Annotated in this window: 11 protein-coding genes; 3 read left to right on the top strand and 8 right to left on the bottom strand. The window is 69.5% G+C overall.

Annotated elements, in window-relative coordinates; genetic code table 11:
- The first annotated feature begins 21 nt into the window (after positions 1-21).
- Genes ASF45_RS23050 through ASF45_RS23040 form a run of 3 tightly spaced genes read left to right on the top strand, consistent with a single transcriptional unit; the run spans position 22 to position 3,137 of the window.
- Positions 22-1,527, top strand: a complete 1,506-nt coding sequence (locus ASF45_RS23050) for a class I adenylate-forming enzyme family protein (RefSeq protein ID WP_056668480.1) — start codon at positions 22-24, stop codon at positions 1,525-1,527.
- A gap of 21 nt (positions 1,528-1,548) precedes the next feature.
- On the top strand, positions 1,549-2,328 hold the full coding sequence (locus ASF45_RS23045; RefSeq protein ID WP_056668477.1) for a citryl-CoA lyase: 780 nt from the start codon (positions 1,549-1,551) through the stop codon (positions 2,326-2,328).
- Complete coding sequence (locus ASF45_RS23040) at positions 2,325-3,137, top strand: SDR family NAD(P)-dependent oxidoreductase (protein ID WP_056668474.1); 813 nt, start codon at positions 2,325-2,327, stop codon at positions 3,135-3,137. The genes ASF45_RS23045 and ASF45_RS23040 overlap by 4 nt, the downstream gene beginning before the upstream one ends.
- Before the next feature lie 6 nt (positions 3,138-3,143).
- Here the strand turns inward: ASF45_RS23040 and ASF45_RS23035 are convergent, their stop codons facing one another.
- The 8 genes from ASF45_RS23035 to infB form a co-directional block, all read right to left on the bottom strand.
- Complete coding sequence (locus ASF45_RS23035) at positions 3,144-4,505, bottom strand: sigma-54 dependent transcriptional regulator (RefSeq protein ID WP_056668471.1); 1,362 nt, start codon at positions 4,503-4,505, stop codon at positions 3,144-3,146.
- A complete protein-coding gene (locus ASF45_RS23030; protein WP_056668468.1) occupies positions 4,502-6,298 on the bottom strand; it encodes an ATP-binding protein in 1,797 nt (598 codons plus the stop codon). Before ASF45_RS23030 ends, ASF45_RS23035 begins: the two co-directional genes overlap by 4 nt.
- A 10-nt stretch (positions 6,299-6,308) precedes the next feature.
- A complete protein-coding gene (locus ASF45_RS23025; protein ID WP_056668466.1) occupies positions 6,309-7,007 on the bottom strand; it encodes a DUF6781 family protein in 699 nt (232 codons plus the stop codon).
- 89 nt (positions 7,008-7,096) lie between these two features.
- Positions 7,097-8,458, bottom strand: a complete 1,362-nt coding sequence (locus ASF45_RS23020) for a dicarboxylate/amino acid:cation symporter (RefSeq protein ID WP_056668463.1) — start codon at positions 8,456-8,458, stop codon at positions 7,097-7,099.
- 191 nt (positions 8,459-8,649) lie between these two features.
- The gene (gene typA / locus ASF45_RS23015) at positions 8,650-10,476 is read right to left on the bottom strand and encodes a translational GTPase TypA (RefSeq protein WP_056668459.1); all 1,827 of its coding nucleotides are present in this window, start codon (positions 10,474-10,476) and stop codon (positions 8,650-8,652) included.
- Positions 10,473-11,423, bottom strand: coding sequence for a tRNA pseudouridine(55) synthase TruB (truB, locus tag ASF45_RS23010; protein ID WP_056668456.1), 951 nt, complete (start codon positions 11,421-11,423; stop codon positions 10,473-10,475). The genes typA and truB overlap by 4 nt, the downstream gene beginning before the upstream one ends.
- Positions 11,424-11,426: 3 nt before the next feature.
- Complete coding sequence (gene rbfA / locus ASF45_RS23005; RefSeq protein ID WP_056668454.1) at positions 11,427-11,798, bottom strand: 30S ribosome-binding factor RbfA; 372 nt, start codon at positions 11,796-11,798, stop codon at positions 11,427-11,429.
- Between the two features lie 21 nt (positions 11,799-11,819).
- A complete protein-coding gene (gene infB, locus ASF45_RS23000; protein ID WP_056668452.1) occupies positions 11,820-14,771 on the bottom strand; it encodes a translation initiation factor IF-2 in 2,952 nt (983 codons plus the stop codon).
- Between the last annotated feature and the right edge of the window lie 21 nt (positions 14,772-14,792).

Here is a 14,792-nt window from a genome sequence, read left to right as displayed (position 1 = left end):
CCCACCGCCACTGAGAACCCCATGTACCCGATCGACTTCTTCTGGCGTGCCGCCACCCGCTGGCCTGCGCGCACCGCCATCGACGCCCCCGAGGGCAGCCTGCGCTACGCCGAACTGGCCGAACGCGTGCGCGCGCTGGCTGCCGCATTCACCGCCATCGACCCCGCGCCGCAGAGCCGCGTGGGCATCTGCGCACACAACAGCGTGGCCCACATCACCGCGCTGCTGGCCGTGCTGGCCTGCGGCAAGGTGTGGGTGCCGCTGAACCCCAAGAGCACGCGGCCCGAGCTGCGCCGCCTGGTGGACGCGACCGAGCCCAGCATCCTGGTGCTGGACGCCGACTGCGCCGCCCTGCTCGACGGCGCGCCCGGCCAGCGCCTGTGGACCGACCAGGCCCCGGCCGGCGGCGACACCGTGGCCACCCTGCTGGCGCGCCACGCGGGCGCGCCGCTTCCCACCATCGATCTGCCCGACGACGCCATCCAGGCCATCAAGTTCACAGGCGGCACCACCGGCGCGCCCAAGGGCGTGATGCAGCCCTACCGCGCCTGGATGGCCAACATCGCCAACCAGATCCACTGCTGGGGTTTCACCGAGGACGAGCGCTACGTGCTGGCCGCGCCGGTCACGCACGGCACCTCCACCTACCTGTTGCCCATCCTGGCCCAGGGCGGCTGCCATGTGCTGCTGGAGGGCAGCGGCGCCGCGGCCGTGCGCGCCGCCTTCCGCGAACGCGGCGGCACCGTGGCCTTCATGCCGCCCACGCTCGTCTACATGCTGATGGCCCAGCCCGGTGCCAGCCGCGCCGACTTCCCGCGGCTGCGCCGGCTGATCTACGGCGGCGCGCCCATGCCACCCGAGAAGATCCGCGAGGTGCGCGCCTTCTTCGGCCCGGTGCTGGCCACGACCTACGGCCAGACCGAGGCGCCGCAGATCCTGACCGTGCTGCAGCCCGAGGATTTCGAAGACGAGGCCAACTGGGCCTCGGTCGGCCGCACGGCCTGGTTCAGCGACGTGGCCATCATGGCGCCGGACGGCCGCCTGCTGCCCAGCGGGGAAGTGGGCGAGGTGGTCGCGCGCGGCGACCTCGTCATGAGCGGCTACTGGCGCCTGCCGGAGAAGACCGCCGAGACCATCGTGGACGGCTGGCTGCACACGGGCGACCGCGGCCTCATCGACGCACGCGGCATGCTCTACCTCAAGGACCGGCTCAAGGACATGGTCATCACGGGCGGCTTCAACGTCTACCCGATCGAGGTGGAGAACGCGCTGGGCCAGCACCCGGCCGTGCACGAGTGCGCCGTGTTCGGCGTGCCCGACGACAAATGGGGCGAGGCCGTGCATGCCGCCGTGCAGCTGCGCCCGGACCAGCAGGCGAGCGAGGCCGAACTGACCGCCTTCGTGCGCGAACGGCTGGGCCCGGTGGCCACGCCCAAGCGCGTCCATTTCCATGCCAGCCTGCCGCGTTCGCCGGTCGGCAAGGTGCTCAAGAACGCCGTGCGCGAACTTGCGCTGGCAGCCGATTGATTGATTTCCAAGGAGACACGCATGAAGACCAAGACCCCCGAGACCCGTTTGTGCACGCACACGCTGACCAGCCTGCACTACGGCGACGCCAACCTCGTCGAAGACCTGATGGGCCAACGCAGCTTCACCGAGGTCATGCTCATGCAGATCCTGCAGCGCCCGCCGCGCCCGGTGGACATGCGCATCTGCGACGTGGTGCTGATCGTGCTCATGGAGCACGGCCTCACGCCCAGCGCGATCGCCACGCGCCTGATCTACATGAGTGCGCCCGAGAACCTGCAGGGCGCCGTGGCCGCGGGCCTGCTGGCCGTGGGCAGCTCCTTCGTCGGCACCATGGAGAACTGCGCGCCGCTGCTCGAACGCATCGCCGCCGCGGCCGACCCGGGTGCCGAGGCGCTGCAGATCGCCCGCCACTACAAGGAGATCAAGGGCGCCGTGCCGGGCTTCGGCCACCACCTGCACAAGCCGGTGGACCCGCGCGCCTACAAGCTGCTGGAGCTGGGCCGCGCCGAGCCTGAATTGAAGGGCGACCGCATCCGCGCGCTGGAGACCCTGTCCCAAGCCGTCGACGAGGTCGCCGGCCGGCCCATCACCATCAACGCGACCGGCGCCGTGGCCGCGCTGCTGGGCGAGATCGGCGTGCCGACCAACGTGATGCGCGGCTTCGCCGTGGTCTCGCGCGCGGCCGGCCTCGTGGCCCACATCGTCGAGGAGCAGCAAAGCCCCTCGGGCCGCTTCATCTGGGACACGGTGGAGCACGCCATCCCCTTCGTGGGCAAGGCGCCGGGCGCCGCGGCATGACGGCAGCCCTGCCCCTGGACCTGACGGGCCGCGTGGTCTTCGTCGCCGGTGGCGGCTCGGCCGGCCCGGGCTGGAGCATCGGCCGCGCCTCGTGCGTGACCTATGCGCGCCTGGGTGCGCGCGTCTGCGTGGCCGACCGCGACGCCGACTCCGCGGCCGAGACCACGGCGCTGATCCGCGCCGAGGGTGGCGAGGCCGAGACCCTGGTCGGCGACGTGGCGGTCGAGGCCGACGTGGCGCGCCTGTTCGCGGCCGCACGCGACCGCTTCGGCCCCGTCGATGCGCTGCACCACAACGTGGGCATCGGCAAGACCGGCGGCCCGATGGAGACCAGCGCCGAGGACTTCGACCGCATCCACGCCGTCAACGTGCGCAGCCTGCTGCTGTGCGCGCGGCAGGTCTTGCCGGCCATGGCCGCGCGCGGGCGCGGCGCGCTGGTGGCCATCTCCTCGGTGGCCGGCATGCGCTACGTGGGCTACCCGCACCTGGGCTACAGCGTGACCAAGGCGGCCGTCACGCAGTTCACGCGCATGGTGGCGCAGCAGTACGCGGGCCAGGGCATCCGCGCCAACACCGTGGTGCCCGGGCTGATCGACACGCCGCGCATCGCGGGCACCGTGGCGAAGATGTTCTCGGACAGCAGCCTGGACGAAGCGCGCGCGGCCCGCGCGCGCCAGGTGCCCATGCAGCGCATGGGCACGGCCTGGGACGTGGCCCATGCCTGCGCTTTCCTGCTGTCGGACGCGGCCGCCTACGTGACCGGCACGGAGCTGGTGGTCGATGGCGGACTGACCGGCAAGTACGCCTGACAGCGCTCACTCGGCCGCGCGGTAGGCGGCTGCGTCCAGGCGCAGCCGCTTGAGCTTGTCGTACAGCGTCTGCTTGGCGATGCCCAGCGCGCTGGCCGTGGCGCCCACGTCGCCATGCGCGCGGCGCAGGCCTTCGGACACCAGCACGCGCTCGATCTGCTCGAGCTGCTCGGGCAGGCTGCTCGCGGGCGCGCCCTCGCCCAGCAGCCGCGCCTGCTCCTCGTCCATGAGGCCCAGCACGTAGCGGTCGGCCACGTTGCGCAGCTCGCGCACGTTGCCGGGCCAGCGGTGGGCCATCAACACCGTGAGGATCTCGGGCGTGACCAGCGGCGCCGGCAATTCGTAGCGGCGCGCGGCCTGCAGCACGAAGTGCTCGAACAGCAGCGGGATGTCCTCGCGCCGCTCGCGCAGCGGCGGCAGCGCGATGAAGGCCACGCCGAGCCGGTAGTACAGGTCGCTGCGAAAGCGGCCCTGCTCGGAGGCCACGCGCAGGTCTTCCTTGCTGGCGGCGACCACGCGGCAGTCCACCGGTACGGACTGGTTGGAGCCCAGGCGCTCGATGCTGCGGTCCTGCAGCGCGCGCAGCAGCTTGGCCTGCACGGGCAGCGGCATGCCCTCGATCTCGTCCAGGAACAGCGTGCCGCCGTGCGCATGCTCGAACTTGCCGATGCGCCGGCGCGTGGCGCCCGTGAAGGCGCCGGCCTCGTGGCCGAAGATCTCGCTGTCCACCAGCGACTCGGGCAGGCCGGCGCAGTTGACAGGGACGAAGTGCGCCTGGCGGCGCGCGCTGTGTTCGTGCAGGCAGCGCGCCACCAGGTCCTTGCCGGTGCCGGTCTCGCCATAGAGCACCACGTCGGCCGGCGCGGCGGCCAGCGTGCGCACCAGCGCGCGCACGCGCTGCATGGCGGCCGAGCGGCCCAGCAGCGTGGCCTGGATGCCGGGCCAGCTTTCCAGCTGGCGCTTGAGCGAGGCCACCTCCAGCGCCAGCTGGCGCTTGTCGGCGGCGCGGCGCACCACGGCGGCCAGCTGCTCGGAGCTGCAGGGCTTTTCGAGGAAGTCGTAGGCGCCCTCGCGCATGGCCTGCACGGCCATGGCGATGTCGCCGTGGCCGGTGATCAGCACCACGGGCAGTTCGGCGTCGAGCCGGCGCAGTTCGGCCTGCCACTCCACGCCGCTGGTGCCGGGCAGGCGCACGTCGCTGACCACCACGGCCGGCATGCCGGCCGCGACATGGGGCCGCGCGGCTTCCACCGACTCATAGCCCTGCACGGCGAAGCCCGCGAGTTCCAGCGCCTGGGCGCTGCCGGCGCGCACGTCCTCGTCGTCCTCGACGAAGACGACGCGGATCGGGTGCAGCCCGGCCGTCATGCCAGGTCGGCGCGCCGCAGCGGCAGGTCGATGACGAATTCGGCGCCGGTGGGCGCCAGGTTGTGCGCGCTGAGCGTGCCGCCGAACTCGCGCACGAGGTGGGCCGAGACCATGAGGCCCAGGCCCATGCCCTTGCCGGCCGGCTTGGTGGTGATGAAGGGCTGGAACATGCGGGCCAGGACGGTGTCTGCAATCAAAGGCCCATTGTTGCGGATCGCGACGCGGGCGCGGCCGTCCGCCACCGTGGCGACCACTTCGATGCGGCGCGGCCCGGGCCAGCCCTGCAGCGCGTCGATGGCGTTGCCCAGCAGGTTGGCCAGCACCTGCTCCATGCGGCTCTCGTCGCCGGCCACGGCCAACGTGGCGGGCAGGCCCTCCAGCGACAGCACGATGCCGCCCTCCTGCAGGCGCGGCGCAAGCTGCTGCTGCAACTCCTGCACCAGGCGCAGCAATTCCACGCTGCCAAGGATGTCGGCCGGTTTGCTTGCGAACAGGCGCAGCTGCGAGGACAGGCGCTTGAGCCGGCCCACCAGCCGGCCAATGCGGGCCAGGTTGTCGCGCGCCTCGTCCAGCCGGTTGCGCTGGATCAGCTGGTCGGCGTTGTCCGAGACGGTCTGCAACGCGGCCAGCGGCTGGTTGAGTTCGTGCACGAGGCCGGCCGAGAGCTGGCCCAGCACGGCGAGCTTGCCGGCGTGCACCAGTTCGTCCTGCGCGGCCTGCAGGGCCGCCGTGCGCTCGGCCACCTTGCGCTCCAGCGCGTCGTGAGCCCGCTGCAGCGCGGCGCGGCTGGCCAGGTGCTGGCGGATCGCGCGGCGGCGCGCGGCCAGCAAGGCGCCGGCGGCCAGCAGCAATGCCATCGCCAGTGCGGCGCTGAAGGCCCAGTTGCGCGCGCTGGCACGCACGGCCGCCTCGTCGTCGAGCAGGATCAGCTGCCAGCGGCCCTGGTGCACCTGGCGCGTGCTGGCCAGCCAGCGCCGGCCGTCGACCTGGACGCGGCGGGCCTGGCCGTCGCCCTCGGCGCGGTCGCGCCAGCCCAGCGGCGCCAGCGAACTGGGCCCGTAGCGCCGCGCGGCGGCGGCCTCGGCGCGGGCCGCGTCCGTCAGCGCGACCAGCGGACGCCAGCGCCAGTCGTCCCGGCTCGACAGGATCGCGACCTGGTGCTCGTCCACCACGAGCACGGGCCCTGGCAGCTGGCGCCATTCCTGCTCCATGCCGGCCAGATCGACCTTGACCGTGGCCAGGCCCAAAGCGGCGCCCTGCGAAGGCAGCGCATACGACAGGTAGTAGCCCGCGCGCGCCGTCGTCACGCCCAGGCCGTAGAAGTGACCGCGGCCGGAGGCCAGCGCGTCGCGCACATAGGGACGGTACGACAGGTCGCGCCCGTACGGCGTGCCGGGCAGCGCGAAGTCGGCCGCGGCGATGGCGGTGCCGCTGCGGTCGACCAGATACAGGTTGTCGGAACCCGCGATGGCGTTGAGCGACTGCAGGTACAGGTTGACGCCGTAGGCGCGCTGGCCGTCCCCGGGATGCATGAAGAACTGCATGACCTCGGGCGAGGTCTCCAGCAGCGAGGGCAGAAAGTCGAAGCGTGCCAGTTGTGCGTCGAGGCGCGTGGCCGCCACCTCCAGCCGCTGGGCCGCCACCTGCTCCAGCGCGGCCAGGCCCTGGCGCATGGCGAGCCAGCTGCCGGCCCAGGCGGCCAGGCCGATCAGCAGCGCGGCGGTGGCGGTGCGCGCCGCCAGGCGCGCGTTCAGGCGCAGTGGGCGGGCGGGCTGGGCCGGACTGTCCGCCATCGCGCTCCCGTCAGCGGCTCTTGCGCGCGGGCGCAGGCCTGGCCGCGCTGGCCGATGCCGCGCCCATGGCCTCGGACATGCCGATCAGCACGCCGCTGACCAGCGTGGCGTAGTGGTCCATCATGGCCTGGGCCGCACGCTGGTTGAAGGCGCGGCCTTCGCGCGCTGCCGCCTGGGCCTTGGCCAGCAGCTGCTCCACGGCTTCGCTCGCGGCCTGGCCGGTGGCGCTGTCGCCCTGGCCGAACAGCATCAGGGCCTGGGCCCAGGCGCCCTGCATGGGCGCCAGCGCGGCGCTGCTGGTGGCCTTGCGCATGGTCTGGAACACCATGTCCTCCATCTTCTCGATGTCGTCCATGGCCTTCTTGACCTGCTTCTCGCGCACATCGAGGCCCTGGTCCAGCAGCTGCTGCAAGGCGCGCTGGCTGGCCTGCACGGCCTGGCGCACGGCGTCGTCGACACCGGCCACGGTCTGCGCGAGCATGGCGTCGACGTCCACGCCATGGGTGTTGCGCGCCGCACCCTGGGCCGCGGCCTCGGTCACGGACTTGACCACCTCCTTGATCGCCTTGAGCGTGAGCTCGCGCTGCTGCAAGGCCTTGAGCGTGGTGTCGTGCACGGCCTGGCGCAGGGCCTGGCTTTGCTTGTTGGTGGCCTGCTCGTACTGGGCGATCAAGGCTTCGGTGTCGATGCCGGTCTTGCTGCTTGCCATGGCTTGTCTCCTGGTGCAAAGGACGGATGCGGACGCCGGCCCCGGCGCCCTGCCCCCATCTTGCACCAAGTTGCGATCGGGCCCTGCGATCAGGCCCGCGCGTTGCCCGTCGCCTGCGCCGATGCGGGCATGTGGTGGTCCACCGCGTCGAGCACGGCCTCGGGGCTGTCCGACTCGGCCGGCGTTTCGTTGTTGAGCACCGCCTGCATGCGGGCGGTGTCCAGATCGCCGGTCCACTTGCCCACCACCACGGTGGCCACACCATTGCCGATCAGGTTGGTCAGCGCACGCGCCTCGGACATGAAGCGGTCGATGCCCAGGATCAGCGCCAGGCCCGCGACCGGCACATGGCCCACGGCCGACAGCGTGGCCGCCAGCACGATGAAGCCCGAACCCGTGACGCCGGCGGCGCCCTTGCTCGTGAGCAGCAACACCAGCAGCAGCGTGATCTGGTGCGTGATGTCCAGCGGCGTGTTGGTGGCCTGGGCGATGAACACCGCGGCCATGGTCAGGTAGATCGAGGTGCCGTCCAGGTTGAACGAGTAGCCCGTGGGCACGACCAGGCCCACGGTGGACTTGCGCACGCCCAGGTTCTCCAGCTTGGCCATGATGCGCGGCAGCACCGATTCGCTGGACGAGGTGCCCAGCACGATCAGCAGCTCTTCCTTGATGTACTTGATGAACTTCCAGACCGAGAAGCCATGCGCGCGGGCGATGGCACCCAGCACGCCGAAGACGAACAGCAGGCAGGTGGCGTAGAAGGTGACCATGAGCTGGCCCAGCTGGACCAGCGAGCCCACACCGTACTTGCCGATCGTGAAGGCCATGGCACCGAAGGCGCCGATGGGGGCCACCTTCATGATGTAGCCGACGATCACGAACAGCACGTGCGAGAACTTCTCGATGAAGTCGAACACCAGCGTGCCGCGGCCGCCGAAGCGGTGCAGCGCGAAACCGAACATGACGGAGAACAGCAGCACCTGCAGGATCTCGCCCTTGGCGAAGGCATCGACCACGGTGCTCGGGATCACGTGCAGGATGAAGTCCACCGTGCCCTGCATCTGGCCGGGCTGGGTGTAGGCCGCGATCGCCTTGGTGTCGAGCTGGCTCACGTCCACGTTCATGCCCGCGCCGGGCTTGACGATGTTGATGATGACCAGGCCCACCACCAGCGCGATGGAGCTGACGATCTCAAAGTACAGCAGCGCGTAGCCGCCGGTCTTGCCGACGCGCTTCATGTCCTCCATGCCGGCGATGCCGACCACCACCGTGCAGAAGATGATGGGCGCGATGATCATCTTGATCAGCTTGATGAAGCCGTCGCCCAGCGGTTTCATGGCGGCGCCGGTGTCGGGATAGAAGTGCCCGAGCAACACACCGATCACGATGGCGGTGATGACCTGGAAGTACAGCGAGCGGTAGAACGGGCGGGGCTTGGCGACAGGGTCCATGGCTTGTCTCTTTGAGGTAGGAAAGAAACCACTTCGCAATGCCCGTGCCACCCTGGACAACGCGGCAAGTCGTTGATCCCCAAAGAAATTCCGGCCCGTCGGCAGGCCACTTCTCCGGCCTTCCGGACACGCAAGCAAAACGGCCTCCGGAGATCCGGAGGCCGTTTCAAGGGTTAACCCTAGGGCGCCGCTCAGGCTTCGCGGCTGGCGCGCTTGCGCTCGTGTTCCTTCAGGTGGCGCTTGCGCAGGCGCACGCTCTTGGGCGTGATCTCGACCAGTTCGTCGTCCTCGATGAACTCGACGCCGTACTCCAGCGTGAGGTCGATGGGCGGCGTGATCTTGATGGCATCTTCCTTGCCGGAGACGCGGAAGTTGGTCAGCTGCTTGGTGCGCGTGGCGTTGACCACGAGGTCGTTGTCGCGGCTGTGGATGCCGACGATCATGCCTTCGTACACCGGGTCGTTGGCGCGCACGAACATGCGGCCGCGGTCGTCCAGCTTGCCCAGGGCGTAGGTGAAGATCTCACCGTCGTCCATGGAGATCAGCACGCCGTTCTTGCGGCCGCCGATCTCGCCCTTGTGCGGCTCGTAGCTGTCGAAGATGTTGCTGATGAGGCCGGAGCCGCGCGTCAGGTTCAGGAACTCGTTGGTGAAGCCGATCAGGCCACGCGCCGGAATGCGGTACTCCAGGCGCACGCGGCCACGGCCGTCCGGCTCCATGTTCACGAGTTCGCCCTTGCGCTCGCCCAGGGCCTGCATCACGCCGCCCTGGTGCTGGTCTTCGATGTCGGCCGTGACCAGCTCGATCGGCTCGTGCTTCTCGCCATCGATGGTGCGGAACACCACGCGCGGCTTGGAAACGGCCATCTCGTAGCCTTCGCGGCGCATGTTCTCCAAGAGGATGGTCAGGTGCAGTTCGCCGCGGCCCATGACCTCGAACACGCCTTCCTCGTCGGTCTCGTTCACGCGCAGCGCCACGTTGTGCTGCAGCTCCTTCTGCAGGCGGTCCCAGATCTGGCGGCTGGTCACGAACTTGCCTTCGCGGCCGGCCAGCGGGCTGGTGTTGACGCAGAAGTTCATGGTCAGCGTGGGCTCGTCGACCTTGAGCATGGGCAGCGGCGCGGGGTTGGCCGGATCGGTGATGGTCACGCCGATGCCGATGTCGCCCAGGCCGTTGATCAGCACGATCTCGCCAGGGCCGGCCTCGGTGGCCTGCACGCGGTCCAGGCCCTGGAAGGTCAGCACCTGGTTCACGCGGCCCTTGTAGGACTTGCCGTCCGGACCTTCCATGACGAGCACGTCCATCATGGGCTTGATCGTGCCCTGGCTGATGCGGCCCACGCCGATGCGGCCGACGAAGGTGGAGAAGTCCAGCGCCGAGATCTGCAGCTGCAGCGGCCCGGCCGGGTCGCCCTTCTGCGAGGGCACATGCTGGAGCACGGTGTCGAACAGGGCCGACATGTCGGTGCCCCACTGCTCGCCCGGTGCGCCCTCTTCCAGCGAGGACCAGCCATTGATGCCCGAGGCGTAGACCACGGGGAAGTCCAACTGCTCGTCGGTGGCGCCGAGCTTGTCGAACAGGTCGAACGCGGCGTTCACCACGTGCTGCGGGCGCGCGCCCGGCTTGTCGACCTTGTTCACGACCAGGATGGGCTTCAAGCCCAGCGCCAGCGCCTTCTTGGTCACGAAGCGCGTCTGCGGCATCGGGCCTTCCTGCGCGTCGATCAGCAGCACGACGCCGTCGACCATGGACAGCGCGCGTTCCACCTCGCCGCCGAAGTCCGCGTGGCCCGGGGTGTCGACGATGTTGATGTGCGTGCCCTTCCAGGTCACGGCACAGTTCTTCGCCAGGATGGTGATGCCGCGTTCCTTTTCGATGGCGTTGTTGTCCATCACGGTGTCGACGACCTTCTCGTGCTCGGCGAAGGTGCCGCTCTGGCGCAGCAGCTGGTCGACCATGGTGGTCTTGCCATGGTCGACGTGGGCGATGATGGCGATGTTGCGGATCTGTTTGCTCATGGTTGGGTTTCCAGGATCTGTTGGATTTCGGTCGGGCTCAGCAGCCGGGAGGGGATCAGCTCCCCGGCCTTGACATGGGCGGTGCCCAGGAGGGCGTGCGGTTGGTCGCCGAAGACCGCGGCGGCATCGGCGTCGGGCCAGGCACCGCGCCTGCGCATGCCCGACAAAAAGCGCCCCGCATCCTGCTCGGACAAGGTGACGCGCGTGTGTTGTGGCAACAGGGCTTCGCAAAGCAGCAGCCGTGCCAGGCGCTCGTTCTCGGGCAGGGCTTCGAGTTCGGCCAGCGTGATGCACTGCGCGGCCTCGAACGGGCCGGTGGCCACGCGGCGCAGCGCCACCAGATGGCCGCCGCAGCCCAATGCCTCGCCGATGTCTTCGCCCAGCGTGCGGATGTAGGTCCCCTTGGAGCACTGCACGCGCAGGCGCAACTGCGGCGCATCGCCCTGCAATTGCGCGTCCAGCAGCTCGAGCTCGTGGATGACCACGTTGCGCGGCTGGCGTTCCACGGTCACGCCGGCGCGCGCGTACTCGTACAGCGCCTTGCCGTCCTTCTTGAGCGCGCTGTGCATGGGCGGCAGCTGGGCAATCGGGCCCATGAAGCGGTCCAGCACCTCAACCACCTGGCCCAGGCTGCATGCCACGGGCCGCTGCTGGATGACATCGCCCTCGGCATCGGCCGTGGTCGTCGTGACACCCAGGCGCACGGTGGTTTCGTAGGTCTTGTCGGCGTCCAGGTGCAGCTGGCTGAACTTGGTGGCCGCGCCGAAGCACAGCGGCAGCACGCCGGTGGCCAGCGGGTCCAGCGTGCCGGTGTGGCCGGCTTTTTCGGCGCGCAGCAGCCACTTCGCCTTCTGCAAGGCGTCGTTGCTGGAGAACCCCAGCGGCTTGTCAAGCAGCAACACCCCATGCACAGGGCGCCGCTGCACCCTGGTGCGTGGCGCTTGCATGGGCTAGTCGTCTTTGGAGCGCGAAGCGACGGCACGCGCGATCAGCGCGTTCATGTCCGACGCACGCTCGGTCGTGCGGTCGAACTGGAAATGCAGCGTCGGCACGGTGTGGATGTGCAGGCGCTTGAACAAATGGTTGCGCAGGAAGCCGGCAGCCTGGTTCAGCGCTGCCTCGCTCTCGGCCGGATCACCCACCAGCACGGTGAAGAACACCTTGGCATGGGCGTAGTCCGGCGTGACCTCGACGGCCTGCACGGTGACCATGCCCACGCGCGGATCCTTGAGCTCGCGCGCGATGATCTCCGTCAGATCGCGCTGGATCTGGTCGGCCACCTTCAGGCTGCGGTTGGGTGCTGCGGATTTCTTCGCGGGCATGGCGTACTCCTCCCCGACCCCTTACAGGGTACGGGCGATCTCCTTGATTTCGAACAGCTCGAGCTGGTCGCCTTCGCGGATGTCGTTGTAGTTGCGCAGCTTGATACCGCACTCGAAGCCTTCGCGCACTTCCTTGACGTCGTCCTTCATGCGGCGGACCGACTCGACCTCGCCCGTGTAGATGACCACGTTGTCGCGCAGCAGGCGGAAGTGGGCATTGCGCTGCACCACGCCGTCGAGCACGTAGGAACCGGCGATCGTGCCGATCTTGGTGGCCACGAACACGGTGCGGATCTCGGCATGGCCGATGATCTCTTCGCGCTTCTCGGGCGCCAGCATGCCGGACATCGCAGTCTTCAGCTCGTCCACGGCGTCGTAGATGATGCTGTAGTACTTGAGGTCGACGCCGTTGCCTTCGGCCAGCTTGCGCGCACCGACGTCGGCTCGCACGTTGAAGCCGATGACCACGGCCTTCGAAGCGATGGCCAGGTTGATGTCGGACTCGCTGATGCCGCCCACGCCGGTGTAGACCATCTGCACCTTGACCTCGTCGGTCGACAGCTTGAGCAGCGACTGCGCCAGCGCTTCCTGCGAACCCTGCACATCGGCCTTGAGGATGATGGGCAGGACCTTGACTTCGCCAGCCGACAGGTCGGAGAACATGTTCTCCAGCTTGGCGGCCTGCTGCTTGGCCAGCTTGGTGTTGCGGAACTTGCCGGCGCGGTAGGTGGCGATCTCGCGGGCACGGCGCTCGTCGGCCATGACCATGAACTCGTCGCCGGCCTGCGGCACTTCCGTCAGGCCCTGGATCTCCACCGGGATCGACGGGCCGGCTTCCTTGGAGGGGCGGCCGTCTTCGTCGATCATGGCGCGCACGCGGCCCGAGGTCGAGCCGGCCAGCACCACGTCGCCGATCTTGAGCGTGCCGGACTGCACCAGCACGGTGGCGACTGGGCCGCGGCCCTTGTCCAGCTTGGCTTCGATGACCAGGCCCTTGGCGGCCACGGCCACCGGTGCCTTCAGTTCCAGCACTTCGGCCTGCAGCAGTACCTGCTCGAGCAGCGCGTCGATGTTCTTGCCGGTCTTGGCCGAGACTTCGACGAACGGCGAATCGCCGCCGAACTCTTCAGGCACGACCTGCTCGCCGACCAGTTCGCTGCGCACGCGCTCGCTGTTGGCATCGGGCTTGTCGATCTTGTTGATCGCGACCACGATCGGAACACCCGCCGCCTTGGCGTGCTTGATGGCTTCCTTGGTCTGCGGCATGACACCGTCGTCGGCCGCCACCACCAGGATCACGATGTCGGTGGCCTGGGCCCCACGGGCACGCATGGCCGTGAAGGCCTCGTGGCCCGGGGTGTCCAGGAAGGTCACCATGCCGCGCGGCGTGTCGACGTGGTAGGCGCCGATGTGCTGCGTGATGCCGCCGGCTTCGCCCGCGGCCACCTTGGCGGTGCGGATGCGGTCCAGCAGCGAGGTCTTGCCGTGGTCCACGTGGCCCATGACGGTGACCACCGGTGCGCGCGGCAGCGCTTCGGCCTGCTGGCCCTGCGCTTCGTCTTCGGTGAAGGCTTCCGGATCGTCCAGTGCCGCCACGACGGCCTTGTGGCCCATCTCCTCGACCACGATCATGGCCGTGTCCTGGTCCAGCGGCTGGTTCATGGTGGCCATCTGGCCCAGCTTCATGAGGTGCTTGATGACCTCGGACGCCTTGATCGACATCTTGTGCGCGAGCTCGGAAACCGTGATGGTCTCGGGCACGTGCACTTCGATGACGCGCGCCTCGGCCGGTGCCGACTGGCCATGGTCGTCGCGCTGGTCGCGGCTGTCGCCACGGCGGCCACGCGGGCCGCTGCGCCAGTTGCCACGGCCCACGCCACCGCTGGAGTCGCCGCGCGTCGGGATGGCCTTCTTCTTGGCCGGATCGCCGGCCCAGGCGGAAGACGTCTTGGCCGACTTGATTTCCTTGCCGGCACCGCCGGGGCCGCTTGGCGCCGGAGCACCCGGGCGCGCGCCCACGGCCGGGCGCACGCCGCCGGGCGTGGCTGGCTTGTGCAGCGTGCCCTTGACGCCGGGCTTGGCGGCTTCGACCGGCTTGGCGACGGGCTTGGGCTCTTCCTTCTTGGCGATCAGCACCTTCTTGGGCGCGGCCATCATGGAACGGATGGCGGCCGCCTCGGCCTCGGCCTTGCGGCGGCGCTCGGCTAGTTCGCTGGCACGCGCAGCTTCTTCCTCGGCACGGGCCTTGGACGCGGCAGCGGCGGCGGCGGCCTTGTCGGCCTGGGCCGTGGCGGCGGCGGTGGGGGCTGCTGCAGGCGCCGGGGCGGCTGCAGGTGCAGGAGTGGCTGCTGCCGGTGCACCGGCAAGCTTGGCCTCGGCCGCACGGGCGGCGTCAGCCTGGGCCTGGGCCTGCTCGGCGCTCTTGCGCGCGGCCTCGGCGGCAGCAGCCGCGGCAGCGGCTTCGCGCTCGGCCTTCTCGGCGGCTTCGCGGTCGCGGCGCTCCTGCGCTTCACGCGCCCGGCGCTGCTCGGCCAGTTCTTCTTCCTGGCGGCGCAGGGCTTCAGCCTGCTCGCGCGCTTCTTCCTCGCGGCGGGCCAGTTCGGCCTCTTCACGCTCGGCGGCGCGTTCGGCTTCCTCGTTGCCTTCGACCTGCACTTCGCCTTCGGCGGCGTCGTCGCGCTTGATGAAGGTGCGCTTCTTGCGCACCTCGACCTGGATCGTGCGGGCACGGCCCGAAGCATCGGCCTGCTTGATCTCGGTAGTCGACTTCTTGACCAGCGTGATCTTCTTGCGGTCGGCGCTCTGCGTGCCATGGCTGGCCTGCAGGTAGCTCAACAGCTTTTGCTTGTCGGTCTCGGACAGCGTATCGGCGGATGAGGTCTTGGCGACGCCGGCACCCTTGAGCTGTTCCAGCAGGGTTTCGGCGGGCTTCTTCAGCTCAGTAGCGAATTCAGCGACGGTGGTGGTGGACATGTACTGCGCAACCTTTCATAG

This window comes from Pseudorhodoferax sp. Leaf265 (assembly GCF_001422365.1).
Classification (GTDB): domain Bacteria; phylum Pseudomonadota; class Gammaproteobacteria; order Burkholderiales; family Burkholderiaceae_C; genus Pseudorhodoferax.
The sequence above is the reverse complement of the archived record's forward strand: the minus strand, read 5'-3'. Positions and strand labels throughout refer to the sequence as shown.